Source organism: Arthrobacter sp. FW306-1B-F12A (assembly GCF_058781865.1).
The window spans coordinates 1-18,466 of record NZ_JBYSXD010000070.1; the positions used below are offsets into that span (position 1 = coordinate 1).

Sequence of the window (18,466 nt, forward strand, 5' to 3'; positions counted from 1 at the left end):
ACCCAACTAATCCCCACCGCCACCCTCGCCTCGCAAGCTCGGCCAGGGAACCCTGGCGGCGTGGGCCCTCGCAGTTGTTGTCGTTATCCGGCGCGAAAACGGCAACAACTGCCAGTCAGTTGGGGGAGCTAGCAGTTTGGGGGAAGCTAGGCCGTTCCGAACCGAACGGCCGCGCGGGCCCTGGCTTTGGCCGCCTCCTCGTCGCGATTGCGCGCTGGCGCATGGGTCACGAGGGAATCGAGCAGATGCTGTGTGATATGCGCAATCTCATGGACAGCCTCGGCGAAGGCCTCCTCGTTGGCCTTTGACGGCTTGGTGGTGCCGCTGATCTTGCGCACATATTGCAGCGCTGCGGCTTCTACCTCTGCGGAGGTGGCTCGTGGCTCGAAATTGTGGAGGGTGTGGATGTTCCGGCACATATCAACATGCTAGGCCCAGTCCCCTATCAAGGCTCGGTTTTTAGAGCACCCTCTCCGAGGGCACCGGCTCGACGTCGTTCGCGTGGTCAAGCTCGGGGGCTACTTCGCCGAAACCGGCAGCATCAAGCTTGTCCGCCCGCAGTTCGTCGATTCGCACCAAGACCACTCCGCACACAATGAGTGCCCCGCCCACGAGCTGGATGGCTCCGGGCAGTTCGGCCAGCAACAGCCAGGCCCACACCACGGCGAACAACACTTCAGTGAGCGAGACGAAAGATGCCACCTTGGACCCAAGGCTTCGGGCTGCCATGATCCCCGTGACGTAGGACAGCACGGTGGACAGGATGACAAGGCCGGCGATCGAGACCCACCACGGCGTGGTCCACGGCCCGAGGTGCGTATCCGCCGTGGCGAAAGTCATGGATACCAGACCGGTCCCGCCGGCAATCCAGATAAGGATTGAGCCTGCCATGAGACCGCCGGCGGCCAGCACGATGGGCGGCAAGGTGTCGTTCTGCTTGGCCGTGATGAAGAAGTAGATGACCAGGCAGACGGCCGCGGCCATGCCCCACAGGACGCCGACGAAGTCGACCTTCACTGCGCCGGTGAGATCGAGCACCAGGACGAGTCCGCCGAGGGAAAGCAGCGTTCCAATGGCGGTGAGGGCTCTGGGTCGGCGTCGGCTCGCGGCCCACAGCCACAAGACGATCATGGTTGGCGCGAGGTATTCGAGCAGGAGGGCGACCCCCACGGACAGCCTTGACACCGCATTGAAGTAGAAAAGCTGGCACCCCGCAACACCGATCACGCCGAACAACAGGATGGTGAGCCAGTTGTCCTTGAGCTGGTGCCAACGGCCCCGGAGAGCGATGACGGCCGGGATTACCAAGATGAGTGATGCGCCGCTCAATCGGATGGCAACTGCCGCGCCGGGGGTCCACCCGGTTTCCAGGAGGGACTTGGCGAACGAGCCGGACAAGCCGAAAACCGCTGAGGAAAAGAGCGCGAGCCCCAGGCCCGACGCCATGAAGCCCGCAGCACCAGCCCGGTTTGTTGCAGCTGACACAGCAGCCTCCTGTCAGGAGTAAAATGGGTTACGCTGCTGACAATACTCCCGAGAGATGTAAGGAGTCAAAGTGCTTTTTGCACCTGACACTGAAGTCGCGCTTCGAACCGTGGTCAATTTGATCAATACGGCCGCCAACGGGACCGAATCCCTCACGAGTGCCGCCGAGCTTCACGCCTTCCTTGACGCGGAAGAATTCACGGGGACCAGGGAGGGAACCGAGGCGGAATTGGCCAGCGTGAAGCGACTTAGGAGCCAGCTAACCTCCTTGTGGACAGCGGATGAGGACGCGGCCGCAAAGACCGTCAACCAACTCCTCACCGACGCGCGCGCACTTCCCCAGCTGGTCAAGCATGATCATTGGGATTGGCACCTACACGCAACCACCCCTGAGGCGCCCCTCGCGGAACGCATGGGCACGGAAGCTGCCATGGCACTTGTGGACGTCATCCGCAGCAAGGAAATGGACCGCCTGCGGGTGTGCGCAGCGGACGATTGCGACGCCGTCGTGCTGGACCTGAGCCGTAACCGCTCCAAGCTCTATTGCGACACGGGCAACTGCGCCAACCGGACGCACGTCGCCGCTTACCGGGCCCGGAAAGCATCGGAGGCCGAATAAGGGGAGGGCGTCACGTCGTGCAGCTTTTCAAGGTGCACGACGGCGGCCTGCCCCGAGTTTCCCGGGTTGCGGCGGTGGCCAGCCGGCAAAAAGTTGCGTGGCGTGATGCGATAGGAGGCTAGGACGGCCTAGTCGGCGTCGGGGGTTTCCGTTTCGCTGCCCGCTTGGGGGGCCGCAGAACCGTGACCTTGGCCCGGTTTCCTGGAACTGAGGTTGACGCCCGAGCCCTTGCCGAGGTGCTCGGCGTTTTCCTTGTGGCTCATGGAAAGCATGGCGGCGAGGACGAGACTCACAATGAAGGCGATGCCGGCGCCGGTAAAGGCGAGGTCAAAGCGCGGAGTGCGGGCGCTGCCGCCGGAGGCGAAAATCAGCACAGCGAAGAAGATCACGACGCCCCAGAACGCGGAGAACATCAGCGGTCCCTTAACCGAGGTCCGCATCTTGCGCGGCTCTCCTGGTTTTTGGTCAGCCAAGGTCATTCCTCCAATGTGGGTGCTGGCGCCGTCTGCGCCTCGAGAGTTCTACGCAGGGTAGAACGTACGACTACTAGTTTACGGCCTCAGCGGAGGGGGTTCGCCCATCGTGCCGCAGGCTCAGGCCGGACAGCACCCACAAGACTCCCGAGATGATGGCGCCACCGCCGGCAACACCGAGAAGCGCGTGCGCTCCAAGGCTGATGAAAAACGGCAACGCAAGGGCGGTGCCGATGCCCACCACACCGGAAATGCTCCAGTCGCGGGCAAGCAGGTGACGTCCGCGGTGCCGGAATCCCTTGACCAGCTCAAACACCCCGAGCACCAGCAACCCGACGAGCGCGGAAACGCCAACGCCCGTGTCGGACTGCGTAATCAAGGCACCCACCCCTGCCAGGCCAACGACGGCGGCCGCGGCCGCCGGAACACTCGTAGCCAGGAACGCGGCGCCCGCGGTTGCGAGCAGATAGAGCCCGGCAGCCCAGGCCAGAACGTGAACGGATGGCGAGCCCCAGAAGACGGTCACGGCTCCAAACACCAGCGCAGCACCGGCGCGGAGAAGTACGGGCTTCCAGAGGGCGGCTGCTGCGGGCGTGGATGAAGTCGCTGAAGAGGCGGGGAGAGTCACCAGTCCAGTTTAGTGCGAACCGAGGACCATCCATTTGTCGGAGCGGGCGCGCAGCCCCAGAGTGACCCCGCGGGCCAGCATGTAGCCCAGCGCGAACGCGGCCCAGAGCCACACGAGCCCCGCCGCGCCGTCGGGCCTGGTCAGGTGGACTGCCGCCAACAGCGGCAGGTAGACCGCGAGGTTCACGACGCCGGCAATCGCCAGGTAGCGTGCATCGCCCGCGCCGATCAGGACGCCGTCCAGGACGAAGACGTATCCGGCGAGGGGCTGCCCGATGGCGAGTACCCACAGTGCCGCGGTGAGCGCGGACTGGACGCCGGCGTCGGAGGTGAACAGGAAGCCCGCCCACGGAGCGGCGCCCGCGAGGACTACACCGGTCACGACGCCGAAGCCCACGCCCCAGCGGATCATGGTGCGGGTGAGTTCGCGCGCACGCGCCGGATGGGAGGCGCCGAGTTCCTTGCCGATGAGGGCCTGCGCAGCAATCGCCAAGGCGTCCAGGGCGAAGGCGAGGAAGGAGAAAATGGTCATCGCGAGCTGGTGCGCGGCGAGGTTCACGGACCCTTGGGACGTGACCACCAGGACCGTGGCCAGGATAGCCAGGCGCAGGCTGAGGGTGCGGAGCATGAGCCATGAACCCACGGTGGTCATCGTGCGGATTCCGCGCCAATCCGGGCGCAGCGAAACGCCGTGGCGCCGGGCGTTCCGTCCCACTATGGCCAAATAGACGGCGGCCATGGCCCATTGAGCGATGCTGGTGCCGATGGCTGACCCCGCCACGGACAAATGGAGGCCGTAAACCAGGAACCAATTCAGGGCGATGTTGATAGCGAACCCCGCTGTTGCGACCACCAAAGGCGTGCGTGTGTCCTGCAATCCGCGCAACACGCCGGTTCCGGCGAAGATCAGCAGCATGGCGACGAGTCCCGGCGTGGACCAACGCAAGTACTCCACACCGTATGCGCGCACCTCGCCGCTCGCTCCAAGCAACCCTACCAGCGGCTCAGCCGCGAAGAAGCCCGCCACTGCGAGGACGGCACCCAGCAGCAACGCCAGCCACACGCCGTCGCGCCCTGCGGCCAGCGCTTTGGCGAGCTTTCCGTCCCCGATGGCCCGGGCCACCGCGGGAGTTGTCGAATATGCCAGAAACACCATAAGTCCGACGGCGGTGTACAGCAGGGTAGAGGCCAGCCCCACGCCCGCCAGCTGAGGGACGCCAAGATGGCCCACAATGGCGGAATCGGCCAAAAGGAAGAGGGGTTCCGCGATGAGCGCCCCAAAGGCGGGGACAGCCAAGCGCAGGATCTCGCGGGCAGTGGAGGGCGCGATGGGACGGGTCACTGTTTGGGGCACTTTCCCAGCCTAGCGGGAGCCGCCGACACGCAGCTTGGGGGCTTATGCGGGACCGCGGAGGCGGTCTGACTGCGTCACCGTTGTTTGACACTTCCAGCAAAGTTCGAAAGGCTTGAGTTGAAGCTTCAACAAATTGGGCCTTGGCCTTGGAGCTTCACGACAGCCAACCGCTACCCGAAAACGGTGCAAAAACATGAACCAGTCCACCCTGACCAACACAGCCCTTACTGTCCTGCGCGTCATCGTCGGCTTCATCTTCGCCGCGCATGGCTGGCAGAAATTCAACGAGTTCACCATCGCCGGCACTCAGGCCGCCTTCGGCAAGATGGGCGTCCCCGCCGCCGATGTCGTGGCCCCGATCGTGGCAACCATCGAACTTGTCGGGGGCATTGCCCTCATCGCGGGCGTGCTGACACGCGTCTTCGCCGCCGTCCTTGCGCTGGACATGCTCGGCGCCCTGTTCCTGGTCCACGCTCCGGCCGGCCTGTTTGCGGACAAGGGCGGGTATGAACTCGTCCTGGCCCTCGCTGCCGCAGCCGCGGCTGTGGCCCTGACAGGCGCCGGACGGATCTCCATCGACGCCGCGGTCTTCGGCCGGCGGGGTTCAAAGCTGCGTATTCTCGCCTAGGATCGCGTGCACCACATCGCTGGCGACACCCAGGCCTGTCCGCTTGGGTGTCCCCAGCCCGTCATACAGCGCGCCGCTATCCACGCCGTCGATACACTCACGTCATGAGCGAGCTCCCCTCCCACTCCGTCACCCTGCGGTTCCTTGCTTCCCCCACCGACGTCGGACATAGCGGGTCCGTCGACGCCGGCACAGTCCTTGAGTGGGTGGACAAGGCCGCCTACGCGGCAGCCGTTGGCTGGGCGAAGTCCTATTGCGTCACGGCATATGTGGGCAACATCCATTTCGCCGACCCCGTGAACAGCGGAGACATGGTCGAGGTCGAAGCGACGATCGTCTATACGGGCCGCTCTTCCATGCACATCCGGACCATCGTGTCCTCCGGCGATCCCAAGGGCGGGCCGGCCACGATGCGCAGCCAGTGCCTGGTGATCTTCGTCGCGGTCGGTCCCGACGGGCGGCCGGTTCCAGTCCCCCAGTTCGAGCCTTCGACGCCGGAGGAAATCGAGCAACGCGACAACGCCCTCGCGCGGATTGCCGTGCGGGAAAAGATTGTCGAAGCCATGAACGCGCAGGAATATACCGACGCCGGCACAGCCGAACGCGTTGTCCTCCGCTTCATGGCGGCCCCCACTGACGTCAACTGGGGCGGAAAAGTCCACGGCGGCATTGTCATGAAGTGGATCGATGAGGCCGCCTACGTCTGCGCTTCCCGCTATTGCGGCAAGGACACCGTGGCCGTGTTCTCCGGGGGCGTGCGCTTCTACCGGCCATTGTTGATCGGCGATGTGGTGGAAGTCGAAGCCCGCCTCGTCTACACAGGCCATAAAGGCATGCATATTGCCGTGCACGTTCGCTCCGGGAACCCGAAGAGCCGTGAGATGAATCTGACCACCTACTGCCTCACGGTCATGGTTGCCAGGGACGAAACCGGCACGTCTGTTCCTATACCTCCCTGGGTGCCGGAAACCGACGAGGACCGGCGCCTTCATGCCCATGCCCGCGAACTGCTGGAGATCCGGGGACGGGCTCCCGGAAACCGGAGGCCGGATCATTTGCTTAACGGCCGGTAGGCGTTTCGTCCGGGTCTGGCGCCGCGAAGTTCAGGGCGGGAAGATGTCCTCATGGTGCCCGAGGAACGGTTCAATGCACTCGTCGACGAATTCAGGAGTGTCCCGGGTGTGAGCGTCCCGGGTGAACCGGGACAGCACGGATTCGGTTCGTCTGCCTTAAAGGTTCACGGCTCGATCTTCGCGATGGTTTTGGGCGGCAGGCTTGTTGTGAAGCTGCCACGTGATCGTGTCAACGCCCTGATCGGCACCGGAGCCGGGGCGCCGTTCGACGCCGGAAAGGGTCGTCCGATGAAGGAGTGGCTCACGGTCACCGCCGAGGATCACGAGTCGTGGCTGGCACTGGCCCGTGAGGCCCTCGACTTCGTAGGGTCTGCGCACCACCAGGCAACCAGCGGCTAGAACCCGCCGCCGGTCTCGCCCGCCATGTTCGCGAAGCGGGAGTAGTGTCCCTGGAAGGCAACCACGATGTCCTTGGTGGGACCATTACGGTGCTTGGCGATGAGGATGTCGGCCTCTCCGGCACGGGGGGATTCCTTGTCGTAGACGTCTTCGCGGTGGAGAAGGATGACCATGTCGGCGTCCTGCTCGATGGAACCCGATTCACGGAGGTCCGAAACCATGGGCCGCTTGTCTTGGCGCTGTTCGGATCCACGGTTGAGCTGCGAGAGCGCGATGACCGGAACCTGGAGCTCCTTGGCCAACAGCTTGAGGGCACGCGAGAACTCGGAGACTTCCTGCTGGCGGGACTCCACCTTCTTGCCGGAGCTCATGAGCTGGAGGTAGTCGAGGATCACCAGTTTGAGGTCGTGCTGCTGCTTCAGGCGACGGCACTTTGCCCTGATTTCCATGAGGGACATATTGGGGCTGTCATCGATGAACAGCGGGGCGTCGTTCATGCGGCCCATGGTGGTGGCGATCTTGGACCACTGCTCGTCCTTGATGGTGCCCTTGCGCAGGTCCTGGAGGCCGATGGTGGCTTCCGCGGACAGCAGGCGCATCGCGATTTCGTTGCGTCCCATTTCCAGGGAGAACATCACGGTGGCGAGGTTGTTCTTGATGGCAGCGGAACGGGCGAAGTCAAGCGCGAACGTGGACTTACCGACGGCGGGGCGCGCGGCGATGACGATCATCTGGCCCGGGTGAAGACCATGGGTGAGCTCATCGAGTTCGTAGAACCCGGTGGGTACGCCCGTCATGCCCTCCCCGCGGTGGCCGGATGCCTCGATCTCATCAACGGTGGATTCCATGACGTCCTTGAGCGCCACGTAGTCTTCCGCAGTGCGGCGTTCGGCCACGGCATAGATCTCGGCCTGGGCTTGGTTGACGAGGTCTTCGACCTCTCCGTCCTGGCCGTACCCCATCTGGACGATCTTGGTGCCGGCATTCACGAGCCGGCGCAGGACGGCGCGCTCAGCAACGATTTCGGCGTAGTAGCCAGCGTTGGCCGCCGTGGGCACGGTCTGGATCAGTTCGTGCAGGTAGGCAGGGCCGCCGATCCGGTTGATCTCGCCGCGCTTGGTGAGCTCATCGGACACGGTGACGGCATCGGCAGGTTCGCCGCGGCCGTAGAGGTCGATGATGGACTCGTAGATCGTCTCGTGGGCGGGACGGTAGAAGTCATGTCCGCGCACAATTTCCACGACGTCGGCGATGGCATCCTTGGACAGCATCATGCCGCCGAGAACTGATTGTTCAGCGGGGATGTCCTGGGGAGGTTTGCGGCTGGCGTCCGAGGTCCGGCCGCCCTCGATCGAATCCAAGTGCGTAACTGACAAAGCCGTCCTCCATTGTGTACCGCGAAGATAACTGTTCCCGGCGGTGCGGTAGGCCAATGTCCCGTGTGGGTTGCTCCGACCGCGCCGTTTATGCCGGCTGGTCCAAACTGTTCCGTAGGGCACCGACAATTTTGGTTTTCCCAAGATTTCCACAACTTATCCACAGAAAGGTCCGCAGGCGCGCTGCTTTTCAACGGCACCAAGGTGCCGTCCACAAGAAACAGGGGTTTTCCAAGTACCTAAAGCAGGTACTCAGCCACGTTAGCCCTGCTTTTCCGAGGCACCAAGCTGGACCTGTGGATAAAGTGTGGAATACATACCCCTACTTGTGCACAGTCTGTGCATGACCCTGTGGAAAGAGAAATTCTTTTTCCGGCAAATAGCCTCTGAGCTGGGAAAACGTTCTTCGAGCCATGTGGATCAAAAGTATTTTCCTCGACGGATCATCCACAGGGCGATTCGCTCAATCCAGGCTCCGGTCCCCGCCTGACGGCCGAAAGGGGGATAAATATGCCAAAAATGTGATACTCCCCACAAATCAGCCTGAAATTTGACAGTCGGCTCTCAGAAGCTATGCCAAAGCAGGAATGTGCTGTGGATAACCGCGTTCTGACATAAGCTCTAGGTATGGGTTTCACCATTGGGGATGTACTGCTGGTCGCAATGCCCGTTGTCATCCTTGTGGCCGTGATTTGGGCCCTGACGGCGGCATTCAAGCCACGCAACTCGGGGCTGTCAGACGCCGAACGATATCAACGGGAGCTGGCCGCCCGCTCGGCAGCCCACCAGGCCGCCCAAGTGCAAGCGGCGACGGCAGCGAGGGCCCGCATCGATGCATCCACACGGCCCAGCCAGAATGCGCAGCAACAGTCCCAGCAGGACAGCCAGTCGCGGGCGGCACTGAGGGCTCAAGCCGGGGCTGGCCCGGGAGTCGGCCAGGCCGGCTACAACGGTCCCATCCTCCCCAACGGGCAGTTGAATCCACAGTTCGCCCTGCAGCTGCAGGGCATGGTCCGCAGCGGGCAGAAAATCCAGGCCATCAAGCTCCTGCGCCAGACGACCCACTCGGACTTGTTGACCGCCAAGAACTACATAGATCGGCTTTAGCGCATGTCTTCCCTACTCGTTCCGGTCTTGATCCTGGCGGCCGTCGTCGTCGGCGTGCTGCTGATGAGCCGTGTGCTCGCCCGCCGCTCAGCGGAACTCCGCGGAAATGCGGCCACCCACAAAGCTGCCGTGGATCCCGTCGAGCTGGCCCGCGAGGCCGCCGCGAAGCTCAGCGAGGATCAACACCGGCAGCTGTATTCCCTGATCGCCCAAGGTCAGGCCATGGCGGCCATCAAGCTGTACCTCAGCGCCACCGGAGAGGGCCTGCGCGCCTCACGGGACGCCGTCGGCGCCCTTGCGGCGCACCCGCAGCCCTTCCGCAAGCCCGAACCCGCCCCGCAGGACCTCATGCCCGACGACGACGAGCCGGAGCACTTCCCGTACCGGTACCGCGCAATCGTCAGCAAGGGCGACGTCACGCGTGAAGTGAGCAGCAATATGCTCAATGACGAGATCTACGGCCGGATCCGCACCCTGGCCAAGAGCGGCGACGTCGAAGCCGCGGCATTGGCCCTGACCAAGCATTCCGACATCAGCATGAAGCAGGCCAGGGAGTTCATCGAGCTGCTGGAGGACTAGCCCGGGCCGGGCGAGCCCTCACGTCCTAGAAGTCGAACAGGTCCCCCAACCAGCCTTCCTTTTTCTTGGGCCGCCGACGGTCATAGTCGCGGTTGTGACCTTGCTTGCCGTAGTTCCGGTCGTCAAGGCGTGGCCTGTCATTCCCGGCATAGCGGGGATCCTGGGTCTCGTAGGCCGGGTTGCCATACAGCGGCGGTGGCGTGAGTCCGTCCACAGGAGCCGGCGGCGCGGTGGATCCAGCCCCGAATCCGCCGGCGGCACGGTCAATAATCTTGTCGAGCTCGCCGCGGTCCAGCCACACTCCTCTGCACTGCGGGCAGTAATCGATCTCCACACCGCTGCGCTCACTCATTACCAGGTCAATTGAATCCACGGGACACTTCATGTTCGGGTCAACGAGCCGGCCGCCGGAAAAGTTCGGCCGGCTCGCCCTGTAGCGAACCGGCCTCGGACTACCTCGCCTAGCGTGCCGCGGTGATCCCCGCGAGGAGCTGCTCAAAAGGCAGGGATTCCATCGCGTCCGCCTTGCGGTGCGGCTGCTCGCCGCTCAGGAGCCGGGCAAGCTCGCCGGCCGCGCGGTCCACGCGGACCGATAGCGGCGACGCGCCGTCGTCGGTGTTTCCCCAGTCCTGGGGCCCGGCGAAAACGGACGTCTGGGTTATCCGGGTCCGAAGGTAGGTGAAGAGCGGACGCATGGCGTAGTCGAGCACCATTTGGTGCCGGTCGGTGCCGCCCGTGGCGCCCAGGAGGACTGCCTTCCCGTCCAGGGACTTGGGGTCCAGCACATCGATGAAGGACTTGAACAGCCCGCTGTAGGAGGCGCTGAAGACGGGAGTGACGGCGATGATGCCATCGGAATCCTCGACGCCGGCGATCACCTCCGCGAGGCGCGGCGCGGCATAGCCGGTGACGAAGTTGTTGGCGATATCCACCGCCAGGTCCCGGAGTTCGACAATGTCCACGCGGACCTCGTAGCCGGCATCGCCCAGCTGGCGCTTGGCCGACGCGGCGAGCTGGTCTGCAAGGAGCCTGGTCGACGACGGTACGCCAAGTCCGGCGGAAAGGACGGTTATGCGGCGGGTCTCCATGACTGTCTCCTGTTGCTAGGCGGTTCGATGGCTTCAAACCAGAGTACATGCGTTTGCATCTATACTCCCAAACTGCAGCTCCGCGCCTTTTATTCCCCCGCTACAGGCGGACCGTTCCCTGGATGCACATCACCGAGCTCCCGCCCACCCAGGTCTCGCCGTCTTCCACCGTGACGTGGATGCGTCCCGCCCGGCCCAGCACGGTGCCCTGCGCGGCGACGTACTGCTCCGGAGCCCGGCCGCTGCCGATCAGCCACTGGGCAGCCCCCGCATTGAAACTTCCCGTGACGGGGTCCTCCACCATGGCGTCTCCCGGAATGAACGTCCGGACTTCGAAATCGACTCCGGCGCCCGGTTCATGAGGACCGATCACACCGACCTTCAGATCCCCCAACGCCTCAAGGTCCGGCTCAAGGCCAAGGACCTGCTCGGCCGATTCGAGCAGCACGCCGATCCATTGAGGCCCGTTGACCAGCCACGATGCATCCAGGAGCGCCGCTTGGGGCAGCCGGAGGCCGGCGGCCAGCTGTTCGATGGTTCCTTCGTCCACGGGCCCGAAGCGGGTCAGTGGCGGAGCAGCGAACGCGAGCCGGCCGCCGTCGAGCTTTACCTTGACCAAGCCTGCGCCACATTCCTGAACCAGCATCCCGTCCTGTTTCGGCACTCCGCCGGCCGCCAGCCAGGCATGCGCCGAGCCAAGCGTCGGATGTCCCGCGAAAGGAAATTCCTCGCTGCCGGTGAAGATGCGAACGCGGTAGTCGGCCGCAGGATCGCTCGGCGGCAGCAGGAAGGTGGTCTCGGACAAGTTGGTCCAGTGGGCAAAGTGCTGCATCTGGTCCGCGCTGAGCCCCTCAGCGTCGACGACGATTGCAAGCGGATTGCCGAGGTATGGCACGTCGGTGAAGACATCCACTTGCGAGAAGGGCCTGGTGCGCATGGTTTCAAGGTTCACCCCGGCAGGCTATCAAGTTCCCCCGTCTTCCTTGGCGCGAACTGGCAGCTAATGCCCGTAGCGAGGCCGCCGGAGGGCATCTACTGCCAGTTCGCGCCCCCGAAAGCGCATATAGCAAAGGACCCCCGCCTCCGGAAACCGGGGACGGGGGTCCTTCGAGCTACGTCAGAGATTATTTCCCTGCAACGACCTCAAGGTCGATGACAGCGGAAACGTCCTCGTGCAGGCGGACGTTGGCCTGGTACGAACCAAGGGACTTGATGTGGTTCGGCAGTTCAACGTTGCGCTTGTCGATGGAGCCAAGGCCAGCGGCCTCAACTGCAGCAGCGACATCAGCCGGCTTGACGGTGCCGAAGAGACGACCGGACTCGCCGGCCTTCACTACGAGCTTGACCTTCTTGGAAGAAAGCGCAGAGGCCTGGGCCTGTGCAGCTTCGACCGAAGCGTGGGCACGAGCAGCACGGGCAGCCTTGATGGACTCAACCTGCTTCTCGCCACCCTTGGTCCAGGTCAGAGCGAAGCCGCGGGGCAGCAGGAAGTTACGTGCGTAACCGTCCTTGACCTCGACAACATCGCCAGCAGCACCGAGACCGGTTACTTCGTGGGTCAGAATGAGCTTTGCCATGTTAGTTAATCCCTTCCTTAGCCGCGGCCAGCGCCGGAGTAAGGCAGCAGAGCAACTTCGCGGGCGTTCTTGATTGCCTGGGCGATTTTGCGCTGTTCCTGCACCGTGACGCCAGTGACGCGACGGGCGCGGATCTTTCCGCGGTCGGAGATGAACTTGCGCAGCAATGCTACGTCCTTGTAGTCGATGACGGTGATGTCAGCGGCCTTCAAGGGGTTGGACTTTGGTTTGGGCTTACGGAGTTCAGCCTTAGCCATCGTGGAGCTCCTTTTCTATGGAGCCCGTGGAATGGATCCACGGGATGGTGGTGCTCGACGGCGGTCGCCACCCGGGTGCCTTGCGGCACGTCCGGCGGGTTCCGGCGTCGAACTTTTATGAGTGTTTAGAAGGGAGGTTCGGAATCCGGGCCGTTGCCCCATCCACCCGCATTGCTGACGCCCGGGGTAGCCCAGGGGTCTTCCTGCGGTGCGGATTGGCCGCCGCCCCACGTTCCGCCGGAGTTGCCGCCCTGGTTTGCACCAGCGCCGCCACCTCCGAAGCCGCCGCTATTGTTGCCGCCGCCGAAGCCGCCCTGGCCACCCTGACCGCCGGAGCGCTGGGTGCGGTTGACCTTGGCATTGGCGTAACGCAGGCTCGGGCCGATTTCATCGACTTCGAGCTCGATAACGGTGCGCTTCTCGCCTTCCTTGGTTTCGTAGGAACGGCTCTTCAGGCGGCCGGAAACGATCACGCGCATGCCCTTGGTGAGGGATTCGGCGACGTTTTCGGCTGCTTCGCGCCATACCGATGCGCGGAGGAACAGGGTTTCCCCGTCCTTCCACTCATTGGACTGGCGGTCGAAGGTCCGGGGAGTAGAAGCGATGGTGAAGTTCGCTACCGCCGAGCCTGACGGTGTGAACCGCAGTTCGGGGTCATTGGTGAGATTACCGATGACCGTAATAGTGGTTTCGCCTGCCATCTACTGCCTCCTTGTTCGTTCCTGCGGGGTAAAGAATGAAAGCCTGGAGCTGAAATTACTCAGCAACGACCTTCTGCTCTTCGGGGCGGGTGATCTTGGTGCGCATGATGGTCTCGTTGAGACTCAGCTGGCGGTCAAGTTCCTTGGCGGTTTCCGGCTTGGCGGTGAAGTTCACCACAGCGTAGATACCTTCGGACTTCTTCTTGATGTCGTAAGCGAGGCGACGGCGGCCCCAGATGTCAACCTTTTCGATGGTTCCACCATCGGTGGTGATGACATTGAGGAACTTCTGAAGCGACGGCTCTACGGTACGCTCTTCGACCTCGGGGTCGATGATTACCATCAATTCGTAAGGACGCATATGTGAACCCACCTCCTTTGGGCTAAGCGGTTACGGCATTTCCGTAACAGGAGGTTCATTTGCGATGAACAGTGCTGATGACCGCTTCCAGAAGCGGAAGCAGGCGCAGCACAGACTTCAATATCTTAGTCCATTTCCCGCCTCTAAGCCTATTCGGCGTGTCGGCATGGTGGAATGCGCGGCGCCGCGTATGTGGATAACCCAGATATGTGGATAACCCGCGTGGTACCGCGACGCCAAGCTCAGGCAGACTGAACCCATGACCGTCCTCAAATCCGTCGCACTCTTTATCCTCGCGGCCATCGCCGAGATCGGCGGGGCCTGGCTCGTGTGGCAATCGGTCAGGGAGGCCAAACCGTGGTGGTGGGCGGGCCTCGGTATCGCAGCCTTGGGTATCTACGGTTTCGTGGCGGCGTTCCAGCCTGACGCACACTTCGGCCGCGTGCTTGCCGCTTACGGCGGGGTGTTCATCGCCGGATCGTTGGCTTGGGGAATGCTTATGGATGGCTTCCGCCCGGACCGTTGGGACATCATCGGCGCCATGATCTGCATCTTCGGAGTGGCCGTCATCATGTTCGCGCCCCGGCCGGGCAGCTAAGGCGTCACGGCAGCTAAGGCGTCACGGCAGCTAAGGCGTCACGGCAGCTAAGCCGTCACGCTGTGCAACTTTCTGGACCGTCCGACGTCGGGATCCCCCGGTTTTCCGGGGCGCTGCTCCATGCATGAGCCCAAAAGTCTGCGTGGCGTGACCCCTGAGCCTCCAGCCAGGCGTGCCATGATCTGACTATGAACGCCGCAGCAAAGAACCAAGGTCCGAAGTCTGCCCGTGCCAAACGTTCCCGATTGCGATTCTTGCTGATGATCGTCACCGGCATCGCTGCCGCAGTGGCGACCGGAATTTGGGGACAGTGGATCTACGCGCCCGCGGCGGGCTGGGCAGTGGCCGCCGTGGTCTACAACATCTTCGTGTGGACAGTCATCACTCGGATGAAGGCCGATCAGACCAGAAGCCACGCCAGGGAAGAAGATCCACGGCGCTCCACGGCCGATCTCCTGATCCTGTGTGCCGCCGTCGGCTCCCTCGCAGCCTTCGTCCTGGTGATGTTCGGCGCGAAGGACGCGCACGGCGTCGACAAATTCATGCTCGCCCTGCTGGCCCTCGTCGGTGCCGTGGCGTCGTGGCTGCTGGTGCACACCCTCTTCACCCTGCGCTATGCCGAGGTGTACTACACGTCCGATCCGCCCGGCGGCATCGAGTTCAACCAAAAGGAACCGCCGCAATACACGGACTTCGCCTACATGGCGTTCAGCCTCGGGATGACGTACCAGGTTTCGGACACGTCGATCACCACCAGGGCAATGCGGTCTGCCGCCTTGCGGCACAGCCTGCTCGCCTACGTTTTCGGCGTCGGGATCCTGGCCACCACCATCAACCTCGTGGTGAGCCTGGCGTCTTGAGCTAGATCGCCGTGCGGAAGAACAACTCCGTCACCGTGGCCAGGTGGTGCGGGTCTTCAACGCCGCATAGCTCGCGTGCGGAGTGCATCGACAGAAGGGGCACGCCGACGTCGACCGTCCGGATCCCCAGGCGGGTGGCCGTCAGCGGACCGATGGTGGAGCCGCACGGGACGTCGTTATTGGAGACGAACTCCTGGTAGGGGATACCCGCCTCGCCGCAGAGCCGCGCCCAGAATGCCGCGCCGGTAGCGTCCGTGGCGTACCGCTGGTTCGCGTTGATCTTGAGAAGCGGTCCGCCATTGAGGATCGGTCGGTTGGCCGGATCGTGCCGCTCCGGGTAGTTGGGGTGGACGGCGTGGCCGGCATCCGCGGAAACACAGAACGACGCCGACAACGCCTGGCGCCGTTCGCTCACCGTTGCGCCCAATCCGTCGGAGATCCGGGTGAGGATGTCTTCGAGGATGGGTCCGCAGGCGCCCGAGCGCGAGGCAGAGCCGATTTCTTCGTGGTCGAAGGCGGCCAGGACCGCGATGGGACCGGCAGCCGGCGCGCCCGCGGTTGCGTGCGCAATGAGTGCCGCGAGCCCGGCGTGGGTTGAGGAGAGGTTGTCGAGCCGCCCCGATGCAAACAGTTCGCCCTTGGCACCGAACTGCTCAGGTGCCTGGGTGTCCGCGACGACGATGTCGTAGCCGCCGATCTGCGCCGGATCCACGGAAACCCCGGCCACCGAGTCCGCCAGGATTGCCAGGACATCCGCGGAATCGGGATCGCCGAGGCCGAACACGGGGTTCATGTGATGTTGCTTGTCCAGCGTGAGGCCGTCATTGACGGCCCGGTCCAGGTGGATGGCCAATTGCGGGAAGCGCAGGAGCGGTCCGGTTGCCGTGAGGTGCTGGGTGCCGTCCAGCATCACGAGGCGCCCTGCGAGCCGAAGCTCACGGTCCAGCCAGGAGTTCAACAAGGGTCCGCCGTAGACTTCGACGCCGGCCTGCAGCCAACCGAACTTGCCCGTTGTCGGCTTGGGCTTGAGCTTGAAAGACGGAGAATCCGTGTGGGCGCCAAGGATATTGAATGCCGTGGTCGGAGTGGCGCCTTCCGGCGTCACCCATGCAATGAGGGCGCCGTCCCGGATCACGTAGAAGCTGCCAGCCCCGCCTTCCCAATGCTGAAGTTCATCAAGGGCCGTGAAACCGGCCGCATCGAGCCGGCGCGCGGCCTCGTTGACGGCGTGGAAGCTCGACGGCGATGCGCTGACATACGCGCCAAGGTCCTGGATGTGTTCTGCAGCGGAGTTCGAAGGCATGGCTCCGAGTCTAGCCGCGGCCGCGGACGTCGCCGGCGAGGCGTTATCGCGTCACTAGTAATCCGGGTTGCTCGGGATCACGAGTCCTGTTTCGTAGGCGTAGACCACCACTTGGACCCGGTCCCGCAGGTGCAGCTTGGTGAGGATGCGCCGGACGTGGGTCTTGACCGTGGCTTCGGACAAAAAGAATTTGTGGGCGATTTCGGCGTTGGAGAGCCCTCCGGCGATAGCCTCCAGCATCTCGGTTTCGCGGGGGGTCAATTCTTCGAGCAGTGGATCGCGGGCAGGGGCTGCAGCCTGGCCGGGAACGCGGCCTCCGCGGACGTAGGTTTCCAGGAGCCGCTGGGTGACCCTCGGAGCAACCACGGCGTCGCCGCTGGCCACGAGCCGGACGCCTTGGACCAACTCGGCAGGCGCAACATCCTTGAGCAGGAAGGCGGAAGCCCCAGCTTGCAAGCCGGAGAAGGCATACTCGTCGAGGTCGAAAGTGGTCAGGATGATGATCCTGGCGTTGGTTGACGAGGCCGTGATCCGCCGTGTGGCTTCGATTCCATCCATGGCGGGCATCCGGACGTCCATGAGCACGACGTCGGGTTCCAGTTCCTTCACCTTCCGCACGGCTTCGGCACCGTCGGAGGCTTCGCCCACCACTTCGAGGTCGTCCTCGCCTTCGAGGATGAGCCGAAATCCCATGCGTAGCAGGGGCTGGTCGTCGACCAATAGAACCCTGATGGGAGCATTGTCTGTCATGATTTCCCCTTGTCGCCATTCCATTTCAGCTCCGCATGGACCCGCCATCCGCCGTGGATTCCAGGACCGGCATCCACGGTTCCGGCATAAATTCCCGCACGTTCACGCATTCCCGTGATGCCTTGGCCCGTGCCCAGGGCCGCCTCTTCGGTTCCCGGCTCCCGGGAGCCCCTGCCGTCGTCGAGCACTTCAATGGTGACCGAGTCACCCTCCCGCACGATCCGCACATCCACTTGGCTCAAGGAGCGCCCGTACCTGAGCACGTTGGTCAGGGATTCCTGCACGATCCGGTAGACCGTGAGTTGCAACGCCGGGTCTTCAGGAAGGGCAGGGCCCGTGTGTGAATAGTGCAACGGCAGCCCCGCCGTCCGGAATCCGTCCAGGAGTTTGCTCAGGTCGTGCCCGGAAACCAAGGGCTCCAGGGGCGCCGGGCGCGCGGAGTCCTCCCGCAGCACGCCGAGGACGCGGCGCATATCAGCCAGCGCAGTCCTGCCGGTGCGCGAGAGTTCGCCAAGCACCTCACCCGCGCGCTCAGGATCCTTCTTGACCACGACGGCGGCACCGTCCGAGAGGCTGATCATGACCGTCAGCGAGTGCGCCACGACGTCGTGCATCTCGCGGGCGATCCGGTTGCGTTCGGTGACGGAACCCAAGCGGGCCGTGCGGGCAGCCCAGGCCCTGATTTCGCTCTCATGCTCACGCCGCTGCCGCACCGAAATGCCGATGCCGGTGGCGATCAGGTTGGACAACAAGATGCTGACCGCGGCCGCGATGTTGCTGATGAGGTGGAAATTCTCCGGAATCGCCTCTCCGTTGGCAGGGGCCGCCGGACTGGTCCACATGAAGAGATACACGAGCGTCAGGGGCAGGCTCGCCGCGCCGAACACCGTCAACGCGAAGGTCCGGGCCCTCGCCACGGCCACCGCATACAGCGCAAACCACAATCCCGCGGAGACGTTCGAACCCCAGGGATTCAGCAGCGTCACGGCCACTTCGAGGACCGCAACGGTCGCGGTGACACTCAGCGGATTGCGGCGTCGAAGGAACAGGATGGCGGCGATGGCAACGAGCAGCAGGGCGGCGAACCATTTGCCGTCCACGATGGAGCTGATCAGCGTAGGCAGTGCCAGGAGCGAATAGCAAAGCACCACCACCGCGTCCATGACGCGCGGGTGCTCAAAGAGATAGCGGCGGATCCTGCCACGGCGCCGCAGCGTGATTTCAGCAAAGGACGCGTCGGCCACGTGGGCC

At 63.7% G+C, this 18,466-nt stretch carries 24 protein-coding genes; 8 read left to right on the forward strand and 16 right to left on the reverse strand.

What is annotated here, in order from left to right; genetic code table 11:
* Nucleotides 1-146 precede the first annotated feature (146 nt).
* Both AC3WJU_RS21145 and AC3WJU_RS21150 read right to left on the reverse strand, forming a co-directional pair.
* Entirely contained in the window at nucleotides 147-419 is a 273-nt protein-coding gene (locus AC3WJU_RS21145; protein WP_059388822.1) for a DUF2277 domain-containing protein, read from the reverse strand.
* A gap of 40 nt (nucleotides 420-459) precedes the next feature.
* Nucleotides 460-1,485 carry an EamA family transporter gene (locus tag AC3WJU_RS21150; RefSeq protein ID WP_492260776.1) on the reverse strand — a complete coding sequence of 342 codons (1,026 nt, stop codon included), beginning with the start codon at nucleotides 1,483-1,485 and terminating at the stop codon, nucleotides 460-462.
* A gap of 70 nt (nucleotides 1,486-1,555) precedes the next feature.
* On the opposite strand from AC3WJU_RS21150, the gene AC3WJU_RS21155 reads away from it, so the two are divergent.
* Nucleotides 1,556-2,104: a CGNR zinc finger domain-containing protein gene (locus AC3WJU_RS21155; RefSeq protein ID WP_492260777.1), complete on the forward strand. Its 549-nt coding sequence runs from the start codon at nucleotides 1,556-1,558 to the stop codon at nucleotides 2,102-2,104.
* A gap of 128 nt (nucleotides 2,105-2,232) precedes the next feature.
* Here AC3WJU_RS21155 and AC3WJU_RS21160 read toward each other — a convergent pair whose 3' ends face one another.
* The 3 genes from AC3WJU_RS21160 to AC3WJU_RS21170 form a co-directional block, all read right to left on the reverse strand.
* The gene (locus tag AC3WJU_RS21160; protein WP_059388825.1) at nucleotides 2,233-2,583 is read right to left on the reverse strand and encodes a hypothetical protein; all 351 of its coding nucleotides are present in this window, start codon (nucleotides 2,581-2,583) and stop codon (nucleotides 2,233-2,235) included.
* 67 nt (nucleotides 2,584-2,650) lie between these two features.
* Nucleotides 2,651-3,205 (reverse strand): hypothetical protein, encoded by a 555-nt coding sequence (locus AC3WJU_RS21165; RefSeq protein WP_059388826.1) that lies wholly within the window; start codon nucleotides 3,203-3,205, stop codon nucleotides 2,651-2,653.
* Between the two features lie 9 nt (nucleotides 3,206-3,214).
* The gene (locus tag AC3WJU_RS21170; RefSeq protein ID WP_492260778.1) at nucleotides 3,215-4,558 is read right to left on the reverse strand and encodes an MATE family efflux transporter; all 1,344 of its coding nucleotides are present in this window, start codon (nucleotides 4,556-4,558) and stop codon (nucleotides 3,215-3,217) included.
* Between the two features lie 193 nt (nucleotides 4,559-4,751).
* Here AC3WJU_RS21170 and AC3WJU_RS21175 point away from each other — a divergent pair, with 193 nt between their 5' ends.
* The 3 genes from AC3WJU_RS21175 to AC3WJU_RS21185 all read left to right on the forward strand — a co-directional run bounded on the left by AC3WJU_RS21175 (nucleotide 4,752) and on the right by AC3WJU_RS21185 (nucleotide 6,658).
* The gene (locus tag AC3WJU_RS21175; protein ID WP_059388828.1) at nucleotides 4,752-5,186 is read left to right on the forward strand and encodes a DoxX family protein; all 435 of its coding nucleotides are present in this window, start codon (nucleotides 4,752-4,754) and stop codon (nucleotides 5,184-5,186) included.
* A 104-nt stretch (nucleotides 5,187-5,290) separates the two neighbouring features.
* Nucleotides 5,291-6,259: an acyl-CoA thioesterase gene (locus AC3WJU_RS21180; RefSeq protein WP_284988522.1), complete on the forward strand. Its 969-nt coding sequence runs from the start codon at nucleotides 5,291-5,293 to the stop codon at nucleotides 6,257-6,259.
* Nucleotides 6,260-6,310: 51 nt separating this feature from the next.
* Complete coding sequence (locus tag AC3WJU_RS21185; RefSeq protein WP_492260779.1) at nucleotides 6,311-6,658, forward strand: hypothetical protein; 348 nt, start codon at nucleotides 6,311-6,313, stop codon at nucleotides 6,656-6,658.
* Here the strand turns inward: AC3WJU_RS21185 and dnaB are convergent.
* Nucleotides 6,655-8,034: a replicative DNA helicase gene (dnaB, locus tag AC3WJU_RS21190; protein WP_184739940.1), complete on the reverse strand. Its 1,380-nt coding sequence runs from the start codon at nucleotides 8,032-8,034 to the stop codon at nucleotides 6,655-6,657. The two genes, AC3WJU_RS21185 and dnaB, sit on opposite strands and share 4 nt — an antisense overlap.
* Before the next feature lie 627 nt (nucleotides 8,035-8,661).
* Between dnaB and AC3WJU_RS21195 the strand changes: the two genes are divergently transcribed.
* Both AC3WJU_RS21195 and AC3WJU_RS21200 read left to right on the forward strand, forming a co-directional pair.
* Nucleotides 8,662-9,141, forward strand: coding sequence for a hypothetical protein (locus AC3WJU_RS21195; RefSeq protein ID WP_059388831.1), 480 nt, complete (start codon nucleotides 8,662-8,664; stop codon nucleotides 9,139-9,141).
* Between the two features lie 3 nt (nucleotides 9,142-9,144).
* On the forward strand, nucleotides 9,145-9,720 hold the full coding sequence (locus AC3WJU_RS21200) for a hypothetical protein (RefSeq protein ID WP_284988523.1): 576 nt from the start codon (nucleotides 9,145-9,147) through the stop codon (nucleotides 9,718-9,720).
* A 25-nt stretch (nucleotides 9,721-9,745) separates the two neighbouring features.
* Here the strand turns inward: AC3WJU_RS21200 and AC3WJU_RS21205 are convergent, their stop codons facing one another.
* The 7 genes from AC3WJU_RS21205 to rpsF all read right to left on the reverse strand — a co-directional run bounded on the left by AC3WJU_RS21205 (nucleotide 9,746) and on the right by rpsF (nucleotide 13,704).
* A complete protein-coding gene (locus AC3WJU_RS21205) occupies nucleotides 9,746-10,105 on the reverse strand; it encodes a TFIIB-type zinc ribbon-containing protein (RefSeq protein WP_284988524.1) in 360 nt (119 codons plus the stop codon).
* A gap of 76 nt (nucleotides 10,106-10,181) precedes the next feature.
* Entirely contained in the window at nucleotides 10,182-10,808 is a 627-nt protein-coding gene (locus AC3WJU_RS21210) for an FMN reductase (RefSeq protein ID WP_492260780.1), read from the reverse strand.
* A 100-nt stretch (nucleotides 10,809-10,908) separates the two neighbouring features.
* The gene (locus tag AC3WJU_RS21215) at nucleotides 10,909-11,745 is read right to left on the reverse strand and encodes a PhzF family phenazine biosynthesis protein (protein ID WP_059388835.1); all 837 of its coding nucleotides are present in this window, start codon (nucleotides 11,743-11,745) and stop codon (nucleotides 10,909-10,911) included.
* 187 nt (nucleotides 11,746-11,932) lie between these two features.
* Nucleotides 11,933-12,385: a 50S ribosomal protein L9 gene (gene rplI, locus AC3WJU_RS21220; protein WP_059388834.1), complete on the reverse strand. Its 453-nt coding sequence runs from the start codon at nucleotides 12,383-12,385 to the stop codon at nucleotides 11,933-11,935.
* Nucleotides 12,386-12,402: 17 nt separating this feature from the next.
* Nucleotides 12,403-12,642: a 30S ribosomal protein S18 gene (gene rpsR, locus AC3WJU_RS21225; RefSeq protein WP_003800144.1), complete on the reverse strand. Its 240-nt coding sequence runs from the start codon at nucleotides 12,640-12,642 to the stop codon at nucleotides 12,403-12,405.
* A gap of 125 nt (nucleotides 12,643-12,767) precedes the next feature.
* The gene (locus AC3WJU_RS21230) at nucleotides 12,768-13,343 is read right to left on the reverse strand and encodes a single-stranded DNA-binding protein (protein ID WP_078107100.1); all 576 of its coding nucleotides are present in this window, start codon (nucleotides 13,341-13,343) and stop codon (nucleotides 12,768-12,770) included.
* Nucleotides 13,344-13,398: 55 nt separating this feature from the next.
* Nucleotides 13,399-13,704, reverse strand: a complete 306-nt coding sequence (gene rpsF, locus AC3WJU_RS21235; RefSeq protein ID WP_028267876.1) for a 30S ribosomal protein S6 — start codon at nucleotides 13,702-13,704, stop codon at nucleotides 13,399-13,401.
* A gap of 259 nt (nucleotides 13,705-13,963) precedes the next feature.
* On the opposite strand from rpsF, the gene AC3WJU_RS21240 reads away from it, so the two are divergent.
* Nucleotides 13,964-14,302 carry a YnfA family protein gene (locus AC3WJU_RS21240; RefSeq protein WP_059388837.1) on the forward strand — a complete coding sequence of 113 codons (339 nt, stop codon included), beginning with the start codon at nucleotides 13,964-13,966 and terminating at the stop codon, nucleotides 14,300-14,302.
* 188 nt (nucleotides 14,303-14,490) lie between these two features.
* On the forward strand, nucleotides 14,491-15,162 hold the full coding sequence (locus AC3WJU_RS21245) for a DUF1345 domain-containing protein (protein WP_253257315.1): 672 nt from the start codon (nucleotides 14,491-14,493) through the stop codon (nucleotides 15,160-15,162).
* Between the two features lies 1 nt (nucleotide 15,163).
* On the opposite strand, the gene AC3WJU_RS21250 is transcribed toward AC3WJU_RS21245, so the two are convergent.
* From AC3WJU_RS21250 to AC3WJU_RS21260, 3 genes are all read right to left on the reverse strand, one after another.
* A complete protein-coding gene (locus AC3WJU_RS21250) occupies nucleotides 15,164-16,465 on the reverse strand; it encodes a M18 family aminopeptidase (protein WP_441432840.1) in 1,302 nt (433 codons plus the stop codon).
* 54 nt (nucleotides 16,466-16,519) lie between these two features.
* Entirely contained in the window at nucleotides 16,520-17,215 is a 696-nt protein-coding gene (locus AC3WJU_RS21255) for a response regulator (protein WP_059388839.1), read from the reverse strand.
* Nucleotides 17,212-18,466 (reverse strand): sensor histidine kinase (locus AC3WJU_RS21260; protein WP_492260781.1); only part of this gene is annotated, 1,255 nt, incomplete at its 5' end. The genes AC3WJU_RS21255 and AC3WJU_RS21260, both read right to left, overlap by 4 nt.

What these genes read in the sequence shown, in the direction of transcription:
- AC3WJU_RS21145 (WP_059388822.1), bottom strand. Translation starts at nt 419, where the DNA reads ATGTGCCGGAACATCCACACCCTCCACAATTTCGAGCCACGAGCCACC.
- AC3WJU_RS21160 (WP_059388825.1), bottom strand. Translation starts at nt 2,583, where the DNA reads ATGACCTTGGCTGACCAAAAACCAGGAGAGCCGCGCAAGATGCGGACC.
- AC3WJU_RS21175 (WP_059388828.1), top strand. Translation starts at nt 4,752, where the DNA reads ATGAACCAGTCCACCCTGACCAACACAGCCCTTACTGTCCTGCGCGTC.
- AC3WJU_RS21180 (WP_284988522.1), top strand. Translation starts at nt 5,291, where the DNA reads ATGAGCGAGCTCCCCTCCCACTCCGTCACCCTGCGGTTCCTTGCTTCC.
- AC3WJU_RS21185 (WP_492260779.1), top strand. Translation starts at nt 6,311, where the DNA reads ATGGTGCCCGAGGAACGGTTCAATGCACTCGTCGACGAATTCAGGAGT.
- AC3WJU_RS21195 (WP_059388831.1), top strand. Translation starts at nt 8,662, where the DNA reads ATGGGTTTCACCATTGGGGATGTACTGCTGGTCGCAATGCCCGTTGTC.
- AC3WJU_RS21200 (WP_284988523.1), top strand. Translation starts at nt 9,145, where the DNA reads ATGTCTTCCCTACTCGTTCCGGTCTTGATCCTGGCGGCCGTCGTCGTC.
- AC3WJU_RS21205 (WP_284988524.1), bottom strand. Translation starts at nt 10,105, where the DNA reads ATGAAGTGTCCCGTGGATTCAATTGACCTGGTAATGAGTGAGCGCAGC.
- AC3WJU_RS21210 (WP_492260780.1), bottom strand. Translation starts at nt 10,808, where the DNA reads ATGGAGACCCGCCGCATAACCGTCCTTTCCGCCGGACTTGGCGTACCG.
- AC3WJU_RS21215 (WP_059388835.1), bottom strand. Translation starts at nt 11,745, where the DNA reads ATGCGCACCAGGCCCTTCTCGCAAGTGGATGTCTTCACCGACGTGCCA.
- rplI (WP_059388834.1), bottom strand. Translation starts at nt 12,385, where the DNA reads ATGGCAAAGCTCATTCTGACCCACGAAGTAACCGGTCTCGGTGCTGCT.
- rpsR (WP_003800144.1), bottom strand. Translation starts at nt 12,642, where the DNA reads ATGGCTAAGGCTGAACTCCGTAAGCCCAAACCAAAGTCCAACCCCTTG.
- AC3WJU_RS21230 (WP_078107100.1), bottom strand. Translation starts at nt 13,343, where the DNA reads ATGGCAGGCGAAACCACTATTACGGTCATCGGTAATCTCACCAATGAC.
- rpsF (WP_028267876.1), bottom strand. Translation starts at nt 13,704, where the DNA reads ATGCGTCCTTACGAATTGATGGTAATCATCGACCCCGAGGTCGAAGAG.
- AC3WJU_RS21240 (WP_059388837.1), top strand. Translation starts at nt 13,964, where the DNA reads ATGACCGTCCTCAAATCCGTCGCACTCTTTATCCTCGCGGCCATCGCC.
- AC3WJU_RS21245 (WP_253257315.1), top strand. Translation starts at nt 14,491, where the DNA reads ATGAACGCCGCAGCAAAGAACCAAGGTCCGAAGTCTGCCCGTGCCAAA.
- AC3WJU_RS21250 (WP_441432840.1), bottom strand. Translation starts at nt 16,465, where the DNA reads ATGCCTTCGAACTCCGCTGCAGAACACATCCAGGACCTTGGCGCGTAT.
- AC3WJU_RS21255 (WP_059388839.1), bottom strand. Translation starts at nt 17,215, where the DNA reads ATGACAGACAATGCTCCCATCAGGGTTCTATTGGTCGACGACCAGCCC.